The organism is Actinomadura hibisca NBRC 15177 (genome assembly GCF_001552635.1).
Taxonomy (GTDB): Bacteria; Actinomycetota; Actinomycetes; order Streptosporangiales; family Streptosporangiaceae; genus Spirillospora; species Spirillospora hibisca.
This window is the reverse complement of the sequence record NZ_BCRO01000078.1, coordinates 1-19,223: the sequence shown is the minus strand read 5'-3', so window position 1 is coordinate 19,223 and position 19,223 is coordinate 1. Positions and strand designations below refer to the sequence as shown.

The following is a 19,223-nucleotide window of genomic DNA, read 5'->3' as shown; positions in this document are numbered from 1 at the left end:
ACATCGACGCTAAGCAGCCGGACGCGGCGGCACACTGCGGCCGTCTCCCGCGTCCGGGCTCCGGCTACCGCCAGTGGCGGCCTGAGGCCAGCCCCATGGACGAAAGTCGACCCCGCCCCCGACCGGCGGACGCTGCCGCGCGCCGCCGCCCTGGGTAGCGTTGGGCGGGTGGATCTCCGGCGCCCGGCGCGCGACTGGCTCTTCGACGTCCTGGTGACGGCCGTCGGGATGGTGCTGGGCGTGCTGGTCCTGCTCGGCTCACTGGAGGACTACCCCGGGGACCAGACCCACGTCGGCCGCGACCTCACCATCGGCCTGGCCTGCGCGGTGCTCCTGCTGCTGTTCCGCCGCCGCTGGCCCGGCCGGCTGGCGCTGCTGATGTCGCTGAGCATCGTGGTCTCCTCCAGCGGCATGGGCGTCGGCGCGATGGCGCTGTTCAGCGCCGCCTCGTTCCGGTCCTGGCGCGTGTCGGTCCCGCTCGGCGCCTGGTACGCGGTCATCGTGACGCTGGCGTTCACGACGGTGCCCGGCCAGAGCGACCTCGAATACCTCCAGTCGGTGGCGGTGTTCACGCTCGCCTACACCGTGCTGGTCGTCGTCGGGATGTTGTTGCGGTCGCGGCGCGAGCTGATCGACTCGCTGCGCGAGCGCGCCCGGCAGGCCGAGGAGGGCCAGCGCCTGCGCGTGGAGGAGGCGCGGCTGCTGGAGCGCGAGCGCATCGCCCGCGAGATGCACGACGTGCTGGCCCACCGCATCTCGCTGCTGGCGGTGCACGCCGGGGCGCTGGAGTTCCATCCCGACGCGCCCGCCGACCAGCGCGCCGCCGCCGGGGTGATCCGGCGCAGCGCCTACGAGGCGATGGAGGACCTGCGCGAGGTGATCGGCGTGCTGCGCGACGGCCCCGGCGACGGCGCAGGCGACGCCGCCCCCGACCGGCCCCAGCCCACCCTGACCGACCTGCCCGCCCTCGTCGAGCAGGCCCGCGCCGCCGGGGCGCACGTCGACCTGGACGACGGGGTGCCCGACCCCGGCGCGGTCCCCGACCGCGTCGGGCGGCACGCCTACCGGATCGTGCAGGAGGCGCTGACCAACGCCCGCAAGCACGCGCCCGGCGCGCGGGTGCGGATCGCCCTGACCGCGCCGGGCGACGCCGGGCTCGCCGTGGAGATCGTCAACGCGCTGCCGCCGGGCGCGCCCGCCCCGCGACTGCCGGGAGCGGGCGCGGGCCTGCTCGGGCTGCGCGAGCGCGCCGCGCTGCTGGGCGGGATGCTGGAGCACGGCCCGACCGGCGACGGGCGGTTCCGGCTGTACGCGTGGTTGCCGTTCCCGGTGGACAAGACGGTCGCGCCCGGCTGACCGCCTTTACGTTGTAGATCAGTGACAGCCGTCCAGGACCTGCGGGGCCCAGTCGCGGGCCAGCACGTCCACCAGCCCCAGGTCGGTGATCTTCACCGACGGCGAGACGGCCAGCGTCAGCGTGGACACGCTCATGAACGGGTTGCGGTGCCGCCAGCCCCATTCCCCCAGCTCCGCGCGGACCGCCCGGGAGGCGGCGGCGACGGCCCCGGCGGGCGCGGCCGACATCACGCCGCCGACCGCCAGCGGCAGCCGCGCGGTGACCGCGCCGTCGCGGGCGACCGCCACGCCGCCGTCGTCGGCGAGCACGGCCCGCGTGGCGGCCCGCATGGAGGCGCGGGTGGTGCCGAGGGTGACCAGGTTGTGGCTGTCGTGGGCGTAGGTGGTGGTGACCGCGCCGTCGCCCAGGTCCATGCCGGTGAGCGGGACGGCGGAGACGTGGTCGCGGCCGTGCCGGTTGCGCACCCAGCACAACGCCGCGCGCCCCTCCCACGCCACGACGCCGCCGCGCACGTCGAGCTCGATCTCGGCGGCCTCGGTGTAGGTGTCGACCGGGTTGACGCGCAGCGCGCGGAAGCGGTGGCGGCCGTCGGGCAGGTCCACCCGCCAGGCGTACTCGTCGTCGGGCAGGCCGTCCACGTGCACCGACCCGGTGAACGGGTGGTCGCCCGGCGCGGGCTCGGCGTAGGCGGCGCGGCCCCCGGTGGCCACGATCCGGCCGCCCGCCAGGACGGTGTCCACGGCGAAGTCCGCCAGCGGGCCGTCCAGCAGCAGCAGATCGGCGCGCTTGCCGGGCGCGACCACGCCCCGGTCGGGCAGCCGCAACCGCTGCGCGGGCGTCCAGGTGAGGGCGCGCAGCACGTCCACGTCGCGGAACCCGGCGGCGACCGCGACGCGGGCGATGTGGTCCAGGTGGCCGTGGGCGGTGATGTGGTCGGCCGCCAGGTCGTCGGTGACCAGGCAGAACGGCGGGAGTCGCGGCAGCGCCAGCAGCGCGGCGGCCACCTCCGGCTCCAGGCACTTCTCCTGGAGCATCACGGTCATGCCGAGCCGGGCCTTCTCGACCACGACCTCGGGGGTGTTCTTGGTGTGGTCGGAGTCGATGCCGGTGGCCATGTACCGGCTCAGCTCCTCGCCCGACAGGTTCGGGCAGTGGCCGTCCAGGACCACGCCCCGGTCGCGGGCGGCCGCGATGATCGAGGCCATCCGGGGGTCGCCGGAGACCACGGCGCGGTAGTCCATGACCTCGGCGAGGGCGCGGACGCCGTCCCATTCCAGCAGGTCGGCGACGTCGGCGGCGTCCAGGTGCGCGCCGGAGTGCTCGAACCCGGCGAGCGCGGGCACGCACGAGGGCACGCCCCACAGCTGGGTCTGCGGGGTGGCCGCGCCCGCGTCGACCATCCAGCGCATGGCGGCGCGGCCCGCGACGTTGACGATCTCGTGCGGGTCGGCCAGCACGGTGGTGGTGCCGCGCGGCAGGGTCAGCCACGCGAAGGCGGCGGGGGTGAGGAAGGAGCTCTCGACGTGCATGTGCGCGTCGAGGAAGCCGGGGACGACCAGCCGTCCGGTCGCGTCGATCTCGCGGGCGGCGTCCCCGCCGGTGCCGGGCGGCACCACGCCGCTGATCTGCTCGCCGGTGACCAGCACGTCGGCGGCGAAGACCTCGCCGGTGAAGACCGAGACGACCTGTCCCCCGCGGATGCGGATGTCGTGCACGCTGATCCCCCGATCAGTGGACGGAGTTGTAGAAGAAGTACAGGAGGAACGGCAACATGGCCCACATGCCGGCGTGCACGTCGCGGAAGCGTCCCGACACGGCCTTGACCAGCACGTAGGCGGTGAGCCCGGCGGCGATGCCGGTGCCGAAGTTGCCCCAGAACAGGGTGCAGGCGACCGTCAGGGCGGCCGGGATCGCGTCGGTGGGGTCGCTCATGTCGACCTTCTGGAGGCCCTTGAGCATGCCCAGCCCGATGAAGATCAGCACGGGCGCGGTGACCGCCTGCGGGATCATCGTGGCCAGCGGGGTGAGCAGCAGCAGGACCGCGAACAGGCCGCCGGTGACCACCGAGGTGAGCCCGGTGCGGCCGCCGGAGTCCGACCCGGCCGCCGACTCCAGGTAGGTGGTGACGCTGGGGCCGCCGATGGCCGAGCCGCCGATGACGCTGACCGAGTCCACCAGGAACGGCTTGTTGACGTCGGGCAGCTCGCCCTTGTCGTCGGCCAGCCCGATGCGCTCGCCGACCGCCAGCACCACGCCGGTGGTGGAGAAGAACTCGGCGGCGAACAGCGCGAACAGGAACGGCAGGTAGTGCGGCTGGAGCGCGCCCCAGACGTCGACCTCGAACGCGATGGGGCCGAGCCCGGCGGGCAACTCGAACCACGAGTCGGGCAGCTCGGCCACGCCCAGCGGCACGGCCGCGACCGTCAGCACCACCATCGTGATCAGCAGCGCGCCCGGCACCTTGCGGGCGCTCAGCGCGGTGACCAGGACCAGCCCGGCGATCGCCAGCAGCCCGGCGGCCGAGCCCAGCTCGCCGAGCTTCATGCCCTTGGGCCCGAACTCGATCAGCCCGGCCGAGCGGAAGCCCAGCATCGCGATGTAGAGCCCGATCGCCGCGCCGATCGACAACCGCACGGCGTCGGGGATGACGCGGGTGACGAGCTGGCGCACGCCGAGCAGCGTCAGCGCCAGGAACGCCACGCCCGACCAGAACACCATGCCCATCGCGACCGGGTAGGGCACCTGGTCGTGCTGGATCAGGGTGACCGCGACCAGCGCGACGCCGCCCAGCCCCGGGGCCAGCACGAACGGCAGGTTGGCGTACAGGCCCATGAACAGGGTCGCCAGCACCACCGTCACGATGACGCCGGTGGTCGCGGCCGCGCGGGGCACGCCCGCCCCCGCCAGCATGCCCGGCACGACCACGACCACGTAGGCCGCGGCGAGGAACATGCTCACGCCCGCGAGGACTTCGGTGCGGACGGAGGTGCCGCGCTCGCTCAGCCGGAAGAACCGGTCGAGCCCGGTGGGCGCCCTCGTCTCGGCATCTATGGACATCGCCGCTCCTCAGTGATGCAACCGCTTGCAAAAGATGATCTGCAAGCGCTTGCACGATAGGATATCCGCAGGAGAGGGGGCAAGTGTGGTGCGACTGGAGGATGTGGCGCGCGCCGCGGGCGTCTCGGCGTCCACCGTGTCGCGCGCGCTGGCCCGTCCCGACATGATCTCGGAGGCGACGCGGTCGCGGGTGCTGGAAGCGGCCGAGCGGCTGGGCTACCGGCACCACCCGGCCGCCCGCGCGCTGGCCACCGGCCGGACCGGGCTGCTGGCCTTCGGCGTGCCGAGCCTCGCCAACCCCTACCACGCCCCGCTGATCGCGGGCGCGCAGCAGGCCGCCGAGGAGGCGGGCTGCGAGCTGGTCGTGGTGGTCACCGACGGCTCCCCCGACCGCGAGGCGGCGCTGTTCGCGCGGCTGGCCGACCGGGTGGACGGCTTCGCCGCCCTCATCCCGGGCTCGCCCGCCGCGCGGCTGGCGGAGGTGGCGGCGGGGCTGCCGCTGGTCACCCTGGACCGGCGGGTGCGCGGCGTCCCCTCCATCGTGATCGACACCCCGGGCGGCATGGCCGCGCTGGGCGCGCACCTGGCGGGCCTCGGCCACCGCCGCGTCGCCTACCTGGGCGGGCCCGCCGGGTCGTGGCTGGACCCGCGCCGCCTGGCCGCGCTGCGCGAGGCGGCCCCCGGCTGTGAGGTGCGTGCGCTGGGCCCCTACCTGCCCGAGTACCAGGCGGGCATCGGCGCGCTGGACGAGGTCTTGGCGGCCGGGTGCACCGCCGTCGTCGCCTACAGCAGCACGCTGACGCTCGGCGTGCTGTACGCGATGACCGCGCGGGGTCTGTCCGCGCCCGCCGACCTGAGCCTGGCCAGCGCCGACGACCTGTCGGCGGCGGGCCTCGCCGTGCCCGACGTGACGGCGCTGCGGGTGCCGTCGCGGGCGGCCGGGCGGCTGGCGGTGGAGCGGCTCGCCGACCTCGCCGCGCCGCGCCCGGCGGGCCCGGCCCACACGCTGCTGCCGGTGGAGATGATCGTGCGCTCCTCCAGCGGGCCGCCGCCCGACCGGGCCCCTTAGAGTGGCGGGATGGACTCACCCATCCGCGTGCTGATCGTGGACGACGACGCCCTGGTCCGCGCGGGCCTGACGATGATGCTGGCCGGGGCCGAGGACCTCGCCGTGGTCGCCGACGTCGCCGACGGGGCCGAGGTGGTGGCGGCGGTCAACGAGCACCGCCCCGACGTGGTGCTGATGGACATCCGGATGCCGCGCGTGGACGGCCTCGCGGCCACCGAGCGGTTGCGCGCCCGGCGCGAGCCGCCGGAGATCATCATCCTCACCACCTTCGACAGCGACGAGCACATCCTGCGCGCGATGCGCGCCGGGGCGGGCGGGTTCCTGCTCAAGCACACCCCGCCGCCGGAGATCATCCGGGCGATCCGGCAGGTGGCGGCGGGCGAGCCGATGATGTCCCCGGCGGTGCTGCGCAAGATGATGGGCTACGTCGCCGACACCGGCGTGGACCCGCGCCGCGACCGGGCGCGGGCGCTGCTGGCCCGGCTCAGCGAGGGCGAGCGGGCGGTGGCGGCGCTGGTGGGGCGGGGCCGCACCAACAGCGAGATCGGCAAGGAGCTGTCGCTGAGCGTCGCGACGGTGAAGGCGTACGTGTCGCGGCTGCTCACCAAGCTGGAGCTGAACAACCGGGTGCAGATCGCCCTGCTGGTGCACGACGCGGGCGAGAACGCGCAGGACTGACCGCCCGCCCGTTTCGATCTCGCCGGGCGGGTAGACCGCCGGCCATGGCCGAGCGGCTCCAGCCGGGTCTGCGGGACCGGCACGTCAGCATGATCGCGATCGGCGGGGTGATCGGGGCCGGGCTCTTCGTGGGCTCGGGCGCGGGCGTCCACAAGACCGGGCCGGGCATCCTGGTGTCCTACGCGCTCGCCGGGCTGCTGGTGATCCTGGTGATGCGGATGCTGGGCGAGATGGCGGCGGCCCATCCCGACACCGGCTCGTTCTCCGCCTACGCCGACCGGGCGATCGGGCGCTGGGCCGGGTTCACCATCGGCTGGTTGTACTGGTGGTTCTGGGCGGTGGTGCTGGCGGTCGAGGCGACCGCCGGAGCCAAGATCGTCCACGGCTGGGTGCCCGCGCTGCCGCAGTGGACGGTCGCGCTGGTGCTGATGGTGCTGCTGACGGCCACCAACCTGTTCTCGGTGGCCTCCTACGGGGAGTTCGAGTTCTGGTTCGCCGCGATCAAGGTGGCGGCGATCGCGGTGTTCATCCTGCTGGGCGGCCTGGCGATCTTCGGGCTGCTGCCGGGGACCGACGCCGTCGGCACGAGCAACCTGGTCGGGCACGGCGGCTTCCTGCCCAACGGGCCCGGAGCGGTGGTGACGGGGCTGCTCACGGTCGTGTTCGCGTTCATGGGCAGCGAGATCGTCACGATCGCGGCGGCCGAGTCGCGCGACCCGGGCCGGGCGGTGACCAAGGCCGTCAACAGCGTGATCTGGCGGATCATCGTGTTCTACCTGGGGTCGATCGCGGTGGTGGTGACGCTGCTGCCGTGGGACTCGGCCGACGTGGGGAGCAGCCCGTACGTGGCGGTGCTGGACGAGATCGGCATTCCCGGCGCGGGGCCGATCATGGACGTGGTGGTGCTGACGGCGGTGTTGTCGTGCCTGAACTCCGGCCTCTACACCGCCTCGCGGATGGCGTTCTCGCTGGCCGGGCGGGGCGACGCGCCGCGCGCGTTCGCCCGGACGACGCGGCGCGGGGTGCCGTGGGCGGCGATCTGGGTGTCGGTGGCGTTCGGGTTCGTCGCGGTGGTGTTCAACTACACCAGCCCCGACACGGTGTTCCTGTTCCTGGTGAACGGGTCGGGCGCGGTCGCGCTGTTCGTGTGGCTGGTGGTGGCGTGCTCGCAGCTGCGGATGCGGCGGCGTCTGGAGGGTGACAAGACCCGCGCCGACCTCCCCGTGCGGATGTGGCTGTTCCCGTACCTGACGATCGCGACCATCGTCGCGATCCTGGGCGTGCTGGTGACGATGCTCTTCGACGACGCCGGACGCCCGCAGGTCCTCTGGTCGCTGGCCGTGGCGGCGGTGGTGCTGGTGGCGGCGTTCGTACGGCACGGCCGGTCGGGGCCGCGCGCGCCCGCGCGGGAGACGGCGGAACGTCCGGTCGGCCACTGAGGCATCGACTTCGGTCGCCGCGCGGGCGACCATCGGCCGACGCGGGGCCGGGGCCCGGCGGGCGACGCTGGACCCATGATTGACGTGAAGGGTCTGAGCAAGCGGTACGGGGACGTCCCGGCCGTGGAGAACGTGACGTTCCACTGCGCGCCCGGCACGGTGACCGGCTTCCTCGGCCCCAACGGGGCGGGCAAGTCCACCACCATGCGGATGATCTGCGGGCTGACCCCGCCGACCGCCGGGTCCGCCACCGTGCAGGGCGTGCCCTACGCGCGCATCGCCAACCCGGGGCGGCACGTCGGCGTCCTGCTGGACGCCGCCGCGCAGCATCCGGGCCGCACCGGCCGCGAGACGCTGGCGCTGACCGCGCAGACGATCGGGGTGGACCGGCGGCGGGTCGGCGAGCTGATGGAGGCCGTCGGCCTGCCGCCCAAGGCCGCCCGGCGGCGGGTCGGCGGCTACTCGCTGGGGATGCGGCAGCGGCTCGGCATCGCCCAGGCGCTGCTGGGCGACCCGGGCGTGCTGATCCTGGACGAGCCCGCCAACGGCCTGGACCCCGAGGGCATCTTCTGGATGCGGTCGCTGCTGCGCGACTTCGCCGACCGGGGCGGCACGGTGCTGCTGTCGTCGCACCTGCTGCGCGAGGTGGAGGCGGTCGCCGACCGGTTCGTGGTGATCGCGGGCGGCCGGATCGCGGCGCAGGGCGGCAAGGACGAGCTGCTGGCCGCGCCCGGCGGCGTGCTGGTGCGGGGGCTGGACCCGGCGGCGCTGGGCGCGGCGCTGGCCGCCGCCGGGCTGGCGGCGACGGCCGACCGGACCGGCGCGTTCACCGTGCGGGCGTCCGCCGAGCAGGTGGGACGGGCCGCCGCGCGGGCCGGGACCGTCCTGCTGGAGCTGCGCCAGGCCGGCGGGGGCGGCCTGGAGGAGCTGTTCCTGTCGCTGACGTCCGCGCCCGCCGCCCCCTCCCCCGTCGCGCCCGAGGAGGCTCTGCGATGACCGCCGACCTGACCGCCGAGACGACCGCCGCGCCCACTCCGGCGGCCCTGCTCGACCCGCCGCGCCCGCCGATCGCGCGCTTGGCGCTGGTCGAGTTGCGCAAGATGACCGACACCCGCGCGGGCCGCTGGTTGCTGGTCCTGATCGCGCTGGTGGACGTGGCGATGATGCCGGTCATGTTGTTCGCGGTGCCGGGCGAGGACCAGACGCTCTACGACATGGTCAGCGCGGCGACGACGGGGACGGCGCTGCTGCTGCCGATCCTGGGCGTCCTCGCGGTGACCTCCGAGTGGTCGCAGCGCACCACGCTGACCACCTTCACGCTGGTGCCGGGGCGGCACCGGATCGTGGTCGCCAAGGTGGCCGCCGCCTGGGTCCTGGCGACGGTGTTCACGGCCGTCTCGGTCGTGACCGCCGTGCTCGGCCGCGCCGTGGGCGAGCTGCTGGGGCGCTCGTCGGGGAGCTGGGAGCTGCCGCCCGAGTACGTCGCGAAGATCCTGCTCATGGCGGTGATCTCGGTGACGATCGGCGTGGCGTTCGGGATGGTGTTCATGAACACCCCGCTGGCGATCGTCCTGTACTTCGTGTTGCCCATCGCGTGGACGACGCTCGGCGAGACGGTGGACAAGCTGCGCGGCGCGGCCGGGTGGCTGGACACCAACCGCACCATGGAGGCCCTCAACCAGACGAGCGTGTCCGGCGAGGACTGGGCGCGGCTCGGCGTCTCCCTCGCCGTCTGGCTCGTGCTGCCGCTGGTGGCCGGGGTCATTCGGCTGACCCGCCGCGAGGTGAAGTAGCCAGCGGCACGTGCCGGAGCAGCAGCGCGGCCGCCAGGCCCGCGACCAGCAGCGGCACCGCCGACAGGAACACCGCGTGGAACGCCTCCGCCATCGCCTCGGCGGGGGCCTTCCGCGCGGACTCGGCGGCGAACCGGCTCGCGAGCAGGCCGCCGAAGACCGACATCCCGGCGGCGGTGCCGATCATGCGGGAGGTGAAGACGGCGGAGCTGGCCGCGCCCAGGTCGCGCCGGGGCGCGGCGTTCTGCGCGATCAGCATGACGACCTGCTGCGACAACCCCGCACCGAAGCCGAGCACGGCCATGTACGCACCGGCGGCGACGCGGCTGGTCCCGGCGTCCATGGTGGCCAGCAGGACGACGCCGACCAGGCTGACGGCCATGCTCGCGGCGGGCAGCCGGTGGTAGCGGCCGGTCCGGGCGATGTGGCGGCCCGCGCCTATGGAGGAGGCCAGCAGTCCCAGCATCATCGGCAGGAGCAGCAGCCCCGAGTTGGTCGCGCCGGTCCCCTCGACGCGCTGGAAGAACATCGGCAGGTACGTCGCCAGCCCGAACCCGGTGGCCCCGCCGACCAGCGCCACCGCGCACGCCACGCTGAACGACCGGTCGCGGAACAACCGGAGCGGGATGACGGGCTCGGCCGCGCGCCGCTCGGCCAGCGCCCACGCCGCCGCCAGCACCGCCGTCCCGGCCGCGAGCCCGAGGACGGCGGGCGACGTCCAGGCGTACTTCGTCCCGGCCCAGCTCGTGAGCAGGGTGAAGCAGGTGACCGCCGCCGCCAGCAGCACGATGCCCGGGTAGTCGATGCGCGGCCTGCCCTCCCGCTCGGGCAGCTTGAGCAGGACGGCGCTGATCCCGAGCGCGACCAGCCCGAGCGGCAGGTTGACGTAGAAGGCCCAGCGCCAGGAGGCGTGCTCGGTGAGGGAGCCGCCGACCAGCGGCCCGGCGATGCTGGAGACGGCGAAGATCAGCGCGGAGTAGCCCTGGTACTTGGCGCGCTCGCGGGGCTCGAACAGCTCCCCCGTCAGCGCGAACATCGAGGCCATCAGGCACCCGGCCCCCGCGCCCTGCGCGACCCGGAAGGCGATGAGCCAGTCCATGGAGGGGGCCGCCCCGCAGGCCGCCGACCCGGCGAGGAAGGCCACGAGCCCGATCAGGAACACGGGCTTGCGGCCGAACTGGTCGCCCAGCCGCCCCGACAGCGGGAGCGTGACGCCGGTGGCCAGCACGTAGGCGGTGGAGACCCAGGCGAGCCGGTCCAGCCCGCCGAGGTCGGCGACGATCGCGGGCAGGGCGGTGCTGAGGACGGTCGCGTCCAGCGACGACATCAGGCCCGCCAGCATCAGCCCCCCGAACACCAGCAGCCGGTGCCGGCGGGACATCGCCGGGGCGGGGGCCGTGCGCGGCATGGTCATGTGCACCTCGCAAATAGATGACTTAGGCATATAGATGCTAAGAGCACATACATGTGCGGCGCAACAGCGCCGCTAGGATCGGGGGCATGACGGGCGAGAGGTCCTTGGACGAGATCGAGCGCGGCATGGTGCGGCTGCGCCGGGGCATGTCCCGCCAGCGGCTCGGCAAAGCGACGCTGCGCGAGCACGACCTCGCGGTGGACCTCCAGGTGCTGCACGTCACCGACGTGATCGACGAGGGCCCCGACGAGCCCGGCCAGGAGATGAGCGTCGGCCTGGTCGCCGCGCGCCTCGGCGTGGACGCCTCGCGCGGCAGCCGCGTGGTGGCCGAGGCGGTGAAGGCGGGCTACGTGAAGCGGGTGGCGTCGCAGGCGGACGGCCGCCGCATCCACCTGGAGCTGACCGACGCGGGGCGCGAGGTCGTCGCGGCCGCCCGCGAGACGCGCCGCCGCCACTTCGCGGCGGCCATGGCGGACTGGAGCGACGCCGAGCGCGCCGAGTTCGCGCGCCTGCTCGGCCGCTTCCTCGGCTCCTACGACGGCTGACCAGCGCGGCGTTTAAGATCCGCGAACCCGGCCATGCAGGCGATATGGCACATGTCGTTCGACACCGCCGCACAGAACTGGACGGATACGGGGTCTTCTACCGGGAGGCGGGGCCCGAGGACGCGCCCGTCGTGCTGCTCCCCCACGGCTATCCGTGCTCGTCCTACCAGTACCGGGGGCTGATGCCCGCCCTCGCCGACCGCTGGCGTCTCGTCGCGCCCGACTTCCCCGGCTTCGGCCACAGCGACACTCCCGACCCGTCCCGCTTCTCCTACGACTTCGACGGCTACGCGGCCTTCCTCCAGCGCTTCGCCGACGCGCTCGGCCTCGACCGCTACGCCCTCTACCTGCACGACTACGGCTCGCAGATCGGGCTCCGGCTCGCGATCGCCGCGCCCGAGCGCGTCGCGGCCCTCATCGTCCAGAACGGCGACATCTACGAGGACGAGCTCGGCCCCAAGTACGGCTACCTGAAGGACTACTGGGCCGACCCGACGCCCGAGCGCCGCGCGGGCCTCGCCGAGGCCGTCAGCCTGGAGGGGTTCCGCGAGGAGTTCCTGAACGACGTCGGCCCCGAGACCGCCGAGCGCATCAGCCCCGACCTGTGGACGCTGAACTGGGCGCTGCTCAACACCCCGCGACGGCGAGAGATCATGGTGGGCCTGATGGAGGGCCTGCGCGAGAACCTCGACTGGTTCCCCCGCTACCAGGACTACCTGCGCAAGCACCGCCCGCCGACGCTGATCGCGTGGGGCCCGCGCGACGGCTACATGCCCGAGGGCTCGGCCCGCGCCTACCTGCGCGACGTGCCCGACGCCGAGCTGCACCTGCTGGACACCGGCCACTGGGCGCTGGAGACCCACCTCGACGAGATCGCCGCATTGGTGCGGGATTTCCTGGGCCGGGTCCACTCCGGCGGGCACGGGTTGCCCCGTTCCAGTGGCGGCCGATGACCTGGCACAGCACAATGCCCCGCATGGCCCGCACTGATGATCTCTACCAGACGCAGCGGCGCGTGTTGCGCCCCGGGACCAGCGTCGAGGACCTGGACACCTTCGCGGCCGGCCGCGGCTGGCCCATGGACGAGGTGACCGAGCGCGACCGCGCGTCCGGCACCGACGGCCGGGTGACCTGGCACGTCGACAAGGACCACGACGTCGCGCTGCACTACGTCGAGGACGCGATGTTCGGGATCGGACACTACGTGTTCACGGGCCGCGCGCCGCAGACGCTCAAGGAGCTGTCGGCGGCGGCGTCGCAGGCGCTGGCGCCGTGGACGGTCAACGACCTGTGCGCGGCGTTCGACGAGGCGGGCGACGCCAGGGCACGCGGCCTGGCGGCCCTGCGCCTGGGCCTCGCCGCCACCTCCGGGACCGACGACGAGGTGGTGGTGCGGCTGTCGGTGACGCTGGAGGACGCCGACCCGCGCGTGCGGTACGCGGCGGTGTGGGCGGCGTCCTACACCGGCTACCGCGGCCTGCTGCCCTCCGTGCGGGCGATCGCCGAGCACGACCCCGAGGGCTGGCTGCGCGAGAAGGCCGCCGCCGTCGCCCGGTCCTGGTGACCGGCGGCCCGGCTCACGGGCGCGGCGGGCGCAGCCCGTCGGTCACCACGCCCACCAGCCGCCCGCGCTGGTCGGGCGTGCGCTCGATCGCCCAGGCCATGGCGGCGATGAGCGAGTAGAGGGTGGCCGGGTCGACGTCGTCGCGGACGGCCCCGGCCCGCTGGGCGCGGACGAGCAGCTGCTCGCCGCCGTCCTTGACGTCCCGGCAGGTGGCGTGCAGCTCCGACGCCGGGTCGGAGATGCTGTCCATCAGGGTTTCCACCAGGCCGCGATAGGCGGTCGCGTGATCGACGGCCGTCTCCAGCCAGACGGCGAGTCCCCGCGCCGGGTCCTCGTCGGTGAGAAGCGCGTCGGAACGCGCGCGTAGACCGCGCAGGCTCTCGCCCAACAGGGCTTCGAGAAGTGCTTGGCGCGTCGGGAAGTGCCGGTAGAGGGTCACGTTCCCCACGCCCGCCGTGCGGGCGATGTCGTTGAGCGACGCGCCGACGCCGTCGCGCGCGAACGCCTCCTCGGCGGCGGCGAGCAGCCGCTCCCGGTTCCGCCGCGCGTCCTTGCGGCCCGTGGGCTGTGCGGCGGCCTGCTCCGCGGTCATCGAAAACCTCCGTCGGTTGCAAAACGAGGAACCTCCTCATATCTTACCGGACGTGAAGTGAGGAAGGTCCTCGTTTCCGTGTTCCGGGAGAGTGCCATGGCCGAACGACTCCAGACGACCCCTGCGGAGAAGGCCGGAGCGCCGCCGTCGCACGCGCCCCACCGGCCCCGCCTCGTGCTCCTGGTGGTGCTGCTGTGCCAGACGATGTTCATCCTGGACACCAGCGTGGTGAACATCGCGCTGCCCGCCGTCCAGCGCGACCTGGGCTTCTCCCCCGCCGGGCTGTCCTGGGTGCTGAACGCCTACCTGCTCGCGTTCGGCGGGCTGCTGCTGCTCGGCGGCCGGGCCGGGGACATGCTCGGGCAACGGCGGGCGCTGATCATCGGCGTCGTGGTGTTCACCGCCGCCTCGCTCGCCGGAGGGCTGGCCACCTCGCCGGGGCTGCTGCTGGCGGCGCGGGCCGGGCAGGGCGTCGGCGCGGCCCTCGCGGCTCCGACCGTGCTGGCCCTGATCACCACGAGCTTCCCGGCCCCGGCGGAACGGGCGCGGGCGCTCGGCGCGTACGCCGCTGTGTCCGGCTCCGGCGCGGCCCTCGGGCTGATCGCCGGAGGGGTGCTGACCGACTGGTTGTCGTGGCGGTGGGTGTTGTTCATCAACGTGCCGATCGGCGCGGTGCTGCTGGCACTGGCGATGGCGTTCGTCACCGAGACCGAGCGGCGGGCGGGCCGCCTGGACTACGCCGGTTCGCTGACTTCGACGGCCGGGATGAGCGTCCTGGTGTTCGGGCTGATCCGCGCCGCCGAGGAGGGTTTCCGCGACGGCGTCGCCCTGGCCGCGCTCGGGGCGGGCGCGGTGCTGCTCGCGCTGTTCCTGGTGGTGGAGGCGCGCAGCGCGCACCCGATCATCCCGCTGCGGCTGTTCGCCGACCGCAGCCGCGCCATCGGCTACCTGGGGCTGCTCTTCCAGATGGCGGCGGGCAACGGCATGTTCTTCTTCCTCACCCTGTTCCTCCAGGAGGCGCGCGACTACCGGCCCCTGGCGGCCGGGCTCGCCTTCCTGCCGCTCACCGCCCTGATCCTGGCCTCCTCGAACCTGGCCGCCCGGCTGGTGCCCCGGACGGGTCCCAAGCCCCTGATCGCCGCCGGGGCGGCGGTCATGACCGCCTGCCTGTTCTGGCTCACGCGACTGACGCCGGACTCCGGGTACGCGGTGGCGCTGCTGGGCCCGCTGGTCCTCATCGGCGCGGCCATGGGGGTGTTGCTGGTGGGCATCACCACCGTGCTCATGACGGGGGTGCGCGCCGAGGACGCCGGGGCGGCGTCCGGCCTGCTCAACGTGATGCAGCAGCTCGGCGGGGCCCTCGGGCTCGCGATCCTCATCACCGCCTTCGGGGCCGCCGGGCGCGGTGCCCACGGCTCCTCGGACGAGGTGCTGACCGAGGGCGTCACCACGTCCTTCGCCGTGGCGGCGATCCTCACCGGCGGTGCCCTGCTGCTGTCGCTGCTGCTGCCGAAGCGGGCGGCCGAGTAACCCTCCGTCACGGACGATTCAGTTCCGTGACGGAGGGCAGACCTATATGGATCAGTTTCGGGGGGAACTGTGTCCATCGGATTTCACGCATCGCACGAGCAGTTCGGGGCCAGAGAGCTGCTCGACCTGACGCGCCACGCCGAGCAGGCCGGGTTCGCGGCCGGGATGTGCTCGGACCACTTCGCGCCGTGGAGCACGCGCCAGGGCCACTCGGGTCACGCCTGGGCGTGGCTGGGGTCGGCCCTGGCGCTCACGTCGTTCTCCATGGGCTTCGTGTCCGCGCCGGGGCAGCGCTACCACCCGGCGCTGCTCGCGCAGGCGGTGGCGACGCTGGCGGAGATGCACCCGGGCCGGGTCTGGGTCGCGCTCGGCACCGGGCAGGCCGTCAACGAGCACATCACCGGGGACGTCTGGCCCGCCAAACAGGTACGGGCCCGGCGGATGCGCGAGTGCGTCGAGATCATGCGGGCGCTGCTGGCGGGCGAGACGGTCTCGCGGGACGGGCTGGTGCGGGTGGACCGGGCGAAGTTGTGGACCCTGCCCGACGAGCCGCCCGCGCTGCTCGCCGCCGCCGTCACCCCGGCCACCGCCGCCGAGGCCGCCGGGTGGGCGGACGGACTGATCACCATCAACCAGCCCGACGGCGCGCAGGCCCGCACGCTGGACGCGTACCGGGAGGCGGGCGGGCGCGGCCCCGCGCTGCTCCAGGCGCACGTGAGCTGGGCGGACGACGAGGACACGGCGCTGGCCGCCGCGCACGACCAGTGGCGCGAGGCCCTCATCGGCGGCGACGTGGGCTGGGAGATCACCATGCCGGAGCACTTCGAGGAGGTCGCGCGCTTCATCACGCCCGACCAGATCACCCCGTTCGTGCACGTGTCGGACGACCTGGGGCGGCACGCCGCCTGGCTGGCCGACCAGATCGACCGGGGGTTCGAGCGGGTCATGGTCCACCAGGTGGGCCGCGACCAGCGGGGGTTCATCGACGCGTTCGGCGAGCACGTCCTGCCGCAGGTGAACCGGTGACCCCGCCCATCGGCTCCTACGGCTTCCTGTCGGACTGCCGGACGGCCGCGCTCACCGGCCCGGACGGCGCGGTCGAGTGGTGGTGCGCGCCCCGCTTCGACGCGGCGGCGGTGTTCAACCGCATCCTGGACCGCGACGTCGGCGGGTCCTGGGAGATCGAGGTGGCGGACGCGGGCGAGCCCGAGCGCGCCTACACCGGCAACACGCTGGTGCTGGAGAGCCGCTGGAAGAACGGGTCGGCCACGCTGGTCGCCCGCGACTTCCTGGCGGCGGGTCCGGCCGGGGAGGACGACGATCGCGGCATCGTCCCGCGCGGCGCGCTGGTCCGGCTGCTGCGCTGCGAGCGGGGCGAGGCCACCGTGCGCAGCCGCGTGCGCGCCCGTCCCGACCACGCGCGCCACGCCCCGCGCTGGCGCGAGGACGGGCAGGCCGTCGTAGAGGAAGAAGCGGGCCTGCGCCTCACCGCGACGGTGCCGCCCCGCATCGACGGCGACGACGTCGTCATCACCACGACGCTGCAAGCGGGCCAGACCCTGGTCATGGTGCTGGGTTACACCGACGAGCGCTTCGAGCCCGACCAGGGCGAAAAGCTCCTGGAACAGACACTGCTCGCCTGGGACCGCTGGTCGGACCGGTACGTCTACGACGGCTACGGGGCCGAGCACGTGCGGTTCAGCGCCGTGGTGCTGCGGGGCCTGATGCACAGCGAGAGCGGCGGCCTCATCGCCGCCCCGACCACCTCGCTGCCCGAATGGCCGGGCGGCGAGCGCAACTGGGACTACCGCTACGTCTGGCACCGCGACGCCGCGCTGATGGTGCTGGTCCTGCTGCGGCTCGGCCACGACCAGGAGGCGGGCAAGTACCTGCGGTTCCTGCTCGACAACTGCGCGCTGGAGGGCGACCGCCTCAAGCCCATGCTGACGCTGGACGGCGGCACGCACGTCGCCGAGGAGTCGTTGGACCACCTGGCCGGGTACGACGACTCGCGGCCGGTGCGCATCGGGAACAAGGCGTTCGAGCAGTTCCAGATCGACGTCTACGGGCAGGTGCTCGACGCCGCCCTGGTCTTCCAGCAGGCCACCGGGAAGTTGTCGCCCGACCACCGCGCCGGGCTGTACGAGATCGTCGAGGCCGCCGCGCGGGTCTGGCAGGAGCCCGACGACGGTATCTGGGAGGTGCGCGACGCGCAGCGGCACTGGACCAGCTCCAAGGTGTACGCCTGGGTGTGCCTGGACCGGGGCATCCGGATGGCCGAGCTGTGCGGCGACGACGCGCCGCTGGAACGTTGGCGGACCGAACGCACCCGCGTCCACCAGGAGGTCCTGGACCGTGGGTATGACGAGGGGGCCGACGCGTTCGTGCAGTCCTACGGCGCGGGCAACCTGGACGCCTCGTTGCTGCGGCTGCCGCTGCTGAACTTCCTGCCCGGCACCGACCCGCGCGTGCTGGCCACGTTGAAACGGGTGGACGAGTGGCTGAGCAGCGACGGCCTGCTGATCCACCGCTACGACCCCGAGCAGACCAACGACGGCGTGAACGGGCCGGAGGGCGCGTTCCTGATGTGCTCGTTCGACATGGCGTCCGCGCTGGTGCTGGCCGAGCGCCCGGAGGAGGCGCGCCGCCGCTTCGAGGAGTTGTGCGAACGCGGCGGCCCGCTCGGACTGTTCTCGGAGGAGATGGACGAGGACGGCGTCATGCTGGGGAACTACCCGCAGGCGTTCACCCACCTGGCGCTGATCGAGGCCGCGATGAACCTGGATGTGTCGGGTGACAAGGAGGCCCTGCACTCCTGGGCCGAGCGCAACCCCTCCGGCTGATACCGGCGGGCCCCCTCCGCTGGCTCCGGAGGTGCGGTCTCGGGATGGCTCCCGTGGGCGAGGCCCGTTCGACGTGCGCGCCCCTAGATTTCTGGGCATCCCGAGAGGTCAGGAGGGCGACATGTCACGTCGCTGGTCGGTGGTGCTGGGTGCGGGCCTGGTCGTGGCGGGGCTGGCGCAGCCCGTCCACGCGCAGGACCGTACGGAACTGGGCAAGGCGCTGGAACGGTTGACGGCCGAGGGCGGCGCGCCGGGCGCGCTGGTGGAGGTGCGCGACCGCAACGGCCGCCGCACGGCGCTGACCAGCGGGACGCGGGACGTGCGGACCGGCGCGCCGGTGCAGCGCGGGAGCCACTTCCGGATCGGGAGCCTGACGAAGCCGTTCGTGGCGACGGTGATGCTCCAGCTCGTCGGCGAGGGCAAGATCGACCTGGACGCGCCGGTGGAGCGTTACCTGCCGGGCGTGGTGCGGGGCAACGGCAACGACGGGCGGAACATCACCGTGCGGCAGCTGCTCCAGCACACCGGCGGGCTGCCGGACATCATGCGCCACCTGAACCCGCAGGACCTCATCAAGGACCCGTTGCGGCACTGGGAGCCCGAAGAACTGGTGGCGATCGCGCTGCAACATCCCAACACGCTGCCGCCGAGCGGTGAGCCGAAGTTCGCGTACTCCAGCACCGGCTACCTGCTCGCCGGAATGATCATCAAGAAGGTGACCGGCCACTGGTACGGCGACGAGATCCGGGACCGGATCATCAAGCCGCTGAAGTTGCGCGGCACGTCGGTCCCGGCCGACTCCCCCGAGATCCCGAAGCCGCACCCGCAGGGGTACGCGCCGGTGGGCGGGCTGCTCGACATCACCCGCGTCAACCCGACGGTCGCGGACGCGGGCGGCTCAATGATCTCCAGCGCAGCCGACCTGAACCGCTTCCTGGCCGCGCTGGTGCGCGGGAAGTTGCTGAAGCCGGCGCAGTTGCGCGAGATGAAGCGCACCGTCCCGACGGGCCGTTCGTCAGGCTCGACGTACGGGCTGGGCCTCGAAAGCGTGCCGCTGGGGCCGGGCTGCAAGGGCTCGTACTGGGGCCATGGCGGGGACATGCTGGGCTTCGCGACGATCAGCGGCATCAAGGCGGACGGCAGGAGGGCGACGGTGATGTCCACGCTGAACCCGGGCGCGAATGATGAGGTGATGGAGGCGGCGTTGAAGACGGCGCTGTGCTAGACGTCCTAGGTTGCTGGGCTCCTAGGGGTTGCTGGGTTCTTAGGGATTGTGTGGGAAACCGGTGCGGGCGGGTTGGGGTTGGTGGGGGCGTGTACCAATGCACCGACCCGGCGCGGG

General features: G+C 73.5%; 17 protein-coding genes. 13 read left to right on the top strand and 4 right to left on the bottom strand.

Annotated elements, in window-relative coordinates; genetic code table 11:
• Positions 1–168: 168 nt before the first annotated feature.
• On the top strand, positions 169–1,356 hold the full coding sequence (locus AH6_RS31630) for a histidine kinase (protein WP_157431848.1): 1,188 nt from the start codon (positions 169–171) through the stop codon (positions 1,354–1,356).
• Positions 1,357–1,374: 18 nt separating this feature from the next.
• On the opposite strand, the gene AH6_RS31625 is transcribed toward AH6_RS31630, so the two are convergent.
• Both AH6_RS31625 and AH6_RS31620 read right to left on the bottom strand, forming a co-directional pair.
• Positions 1,375–3,072, bottom strand: coding sequence for an adenine deaminase C-terminal domain-containing protein (locus tag AH6_RS31625; RefSeq protein WP_245679547.1), 1,698 nt, complete (start codon positions 3,070–3,072; stop codon positions 1,375–1,377).
• 13 nt (positions 3,073–3,085) lie between these two features.
• Positions 3,086–4,414, bottom strand: a complete 1,329-nt coding sequence (locus AH6_RS31620; protein ID WP_067487532.1) for an NCS2 family permease — start codon at positions 4,412–4,414, stop codon at positions 3,086–3,088.
• Between the two features lie 88 nt (positions 4,415–4,502).
• Here AH6_RS31620 and AH6_RS31615 point away from each other — a divergent pair, with 88 nt between their 5' ends.
• The 5 genes from AH6_RS31615 (at position 4,503) to AH6_RS31595 (ending at position 9,393) form a co-directional block, all read left to right on the top strand.
• The gene (locus AH6_RS31615; protein ID WP_169807949.1) at positions 4,503–5,483 is read left to right on the top strand and encodes a LacI family DNA-binding transcriptional regulator; all 981 of its coding nucleotides are present in this window, start codon (positions 4,503–4,505) and stop codon (positions 5,481–5,483) included.
• Between the two features lie 9 nt (positions 5,484–5,492).
• Complete coding sequence (locus AH6_RS31610; protein WP_067487529.1) at positions 5,493–6,161, top strand: response regulator transcription factor; 669 nt, start codon at positions 5,493–5,495, stop codon at positions 6,159–6,161.
• Between the two features lie 44 nt (positions 6,162–6,205).
• Positions 6,206–7,600: an amino acid permease gene (locus tag AH6_RS31605; RefSeq protein ID WP_218005980.1), complete on the top strand. Its 1,395-nt coding sequence runs from the start codon at positions 6,206–6,208 to the stop codon at positions 7,598–7,600.
• A gap of 75 nt (positions 7,601–7,675) precedes the next feature.
• Positions 7,676–8,596 (top strand): ABC transporter ATP-binding protein, encoded by a 921-nt coding sequence (locus tag AH6_RS31600; protein WP_067487526.1) that lies wholly within the window; start codon positions 7,676–7,678, stop codon positions 8,594–8,596.
• Entirely contained in the window at positions 8,593–9,393 is an 801-nt protein-coding gene (locus tag AH6_RS31595; RefSeq protein WP_067487523.1) for an ABC transporter permease subunit, read from the top strand. Before AH6_RS31600 ends, AH6_RS31595 begins: the two co-directional genes overlap by 4 nt.
• On the opposite strand, the gene AH6_RS31590 is transcribed toward AH6_RS31595, so the two are convergent.
• Positions 9,362–10,807: an MDR family MFS transporter gene (locus AH6_RS31590; RefSeq protein WP_067487522.1), complete on the bottom strand. Its 1,446-nt coding sequence runs from the start codon at positions 10,805–10,807 to the stop codon at positions 9,362–9,364. The two genes, AH6_RS31595 and AH6_RS31590, sit on opposite strands and share 32 nt — an antisense overlap.
• 86 nt (positions 10,808–10,893) lie before the next feature.
• Here AH6_RS31590 and AH6_RS31585 point away from each other — a divergent pair, with 86 nt between their 5' ends.
• From AH6_RS31585 to AH6_RS31575, 3 genes are read left to right on the top strand one after another with little or no spacing between them, the layout of a single operon-like run.
• The gene (locus AH6_RS31585; RefSeq protein WP_067487520.1) at positions 10,894–11,352 is read left to right on the top strand and encodes a MarR family winged helix-turn-helix transcriptional regulator; all 459 of its coding nucleotides are present in this window, start codon (positions 10,894–10,896) and stop codon (positions 11,350–11,352) included.
• A 44-nt stretch (positions 11,353–11,396) separates the two neighbouring features.
• Positions 11,397–12,305 carry an alpha/beta fold hydrolase gene (locus tag AH6_RS31580; protein ID WP_067487517.1) on the top strand — a complete coding sequence of 303 codons (909 nt, stop codon included), beginning with the start codon at positions 11,397–11,399 and terminating at the stop codon, positions 12,303–12,305.
• 23 nt (positions 12,306–12,328) lie between these two features.
• Complete coding sequence (locus AH6_RS31575; RefSeq protein WP_245679546.1) at positions 12,329–12,916, top strand: HEAT repeat domain-containing protein; 588 nt, start codon at positions 12,329–12,331, stop codon at positions 12,914–12,916.
• A 13-nt stretch (positions 12,917–12,929) separates the two neighbouring features.
• Here the strand turns inward: AH6_RS31575 and AH6_RS31570 are convergent, their stop codons facing one another.
• A complete protein-coding gene (locus AH6_RS31570) occupies positions 12,930–13,508 on the bottom strand; it encodes a TetR/AcrR family transcriptional regulator (protein ID WP_067487514.1) in 579 nt (192 codons plus the stop codon).
• A 96-nt stretch (positions 13,509–13,604) separates the two neighbouring features.
• Here AH6_RS31570 and AH6_RS31565 point away from each other — a divergent pair, with 96 nt between their 5' ends.
• The 4 genes from AH6_RS31565 (at position 13,605) to AH6_RS31550 (ending at position 19,106) form a co-directional block, all read left to right on the top strand.
• Positions 13,605–15,038, top strand: a complete 1,434-nt coding sequence (locus AH6_RS31565; RefSeq protein ID WP_067487505.1) for an MFS transporter — start codon at positions 13,605–13,607, stop codon at positions 15,036–15,038.
• 69 nt (positions 15,039–15,107) lie between these two features.
• Positions 15,108–16,064: a TIGR03885 family FMN-dependent LLM class oxidoreductase gene (locus tag AH6_RS31560; protein WP_067487503.1), complete on the top strand. Its 957-nt coding sequence runs from the start codon at positions 15,108–15,110 to the stop codon at positions 16,062–16,064.
• Positions 16,061–17,881, top strand: coding sequence for a glycoside hydrolase family 15 protein (locus AH6_RS31555; protein ID WP_067487500.1), 1,821 nt, complete (start codon positions 16,061–16,063; stop codon positions 17,879–17,881). The genes AH6_RS31560 and AH6_RS31555 overlap by 4 nt, the downstream gene beginning before the upstream one ends.
• A gap of 121 nt (positions 17,882–18,002) precedes the next feature.
• Positions 18,003–19,106, top strand: coding sequence for a serine hydrolase domain-containing protein (locus AH6_RS31550; protein WP_067487498.1), 1,104 nt, complete (start codon positions 18,003–18,005; stop codon positions 19,104–19,106).
• Positions 19,107–19,223 lie beyond the last annotated feature (117 nt).

What these genes read in the sequence shown, in the direction of transcription:
- AH6_RS31620 (WP_067487532.1), bottom strand. Translation starts at nt 4,414, where the DNA reads ATGTCCATAGATGCCGAGACGAGGGCGCCCACCGGGCTCGACCGGTTC.
- AH6_RS31610 (WP_067487529.1), top strand. Translation starts at nt 5,493, where the DNA reads ATGGACTCACCCATCCGCGTGCTGATCGTGGACGACGACGCCCTGGTC.
- AH6_RS31605 (WP_218005980.1), top strand. Translation starts at nt 6,206, where the DNA reads ATGGCCGAGCGGCTCCAGCCGGGTCTGCGGGACCGGCACGTCAGCATG.
- AH6_RS31600 (WP_067487526.1), top strand. Translation starts at nt 7,676, where the DNA reads ATGATTGACGTGAAGGGTCTGAGCAAGCGGTACGGGGACGTCCCGGCC.
- AH6_RS31595 (WP_067487523.1), top strand. Translation starts at nt 8,593, where the DNA reads ATGACCGCCGACCTGACCGCCGAGACGACCGCCGCGCCCACTCCGGCG.
- AH6_RS31590 (WP_067487522.1), bottom strand. Translation starts at nt 10,807, where the DNA reads ATGACCATGCCGCGCACGGCCCCCGCCCCGGCGATGTCCCGCCGGCAC.
- AH6_RS31585 (WP_067487520.1), top strand. Translation starts at nt 10,894, where the DNA reads ATGACGGGCGAGAGGTCCTTGGACGAGATCGAGCGCGGCATGGTGCGG.
- AH6_RS31580 (WP_067487517.1), top strand. Translation starts at nt 11,397, where the DNA reads ATGGCACATGTCGTTCGACACCGCCGCACAGAACTGGACGGATACGGG.
- AH6_RS31575 (WP_245679546.1), top strand. Translation starts at nt 12,329, where the DNA reads ATGGCCCGCACTGATGATCTCTACCAGACGCAGCGGCGCGTGTTGCGC.
- AH6_RS31570 (WP_067487514.1), bottom strand. Translation starts at nt 13,508, where the DNA reads ATGACCGCGGAGCAGGCCGCCGCACAGCCCACGGGCCGCAAGGACGCG.
- AH6_RS31565 (WP_067487505.1), top strand. Translation starts at nt 13,605, where the DNA reads ATGGCCGAACGACTCCAGACGACCCCTGCGGAGAAGGCCGGAGCGCCG.
- AH6_RS31550 (WP_067487498.1), top strand. Translation starts at nt 18,003, where the DNA reads ATGTCACGTCGCTGGTCGGTGGTGCTGGGTGCGGGCCTGGTCGTGGCG.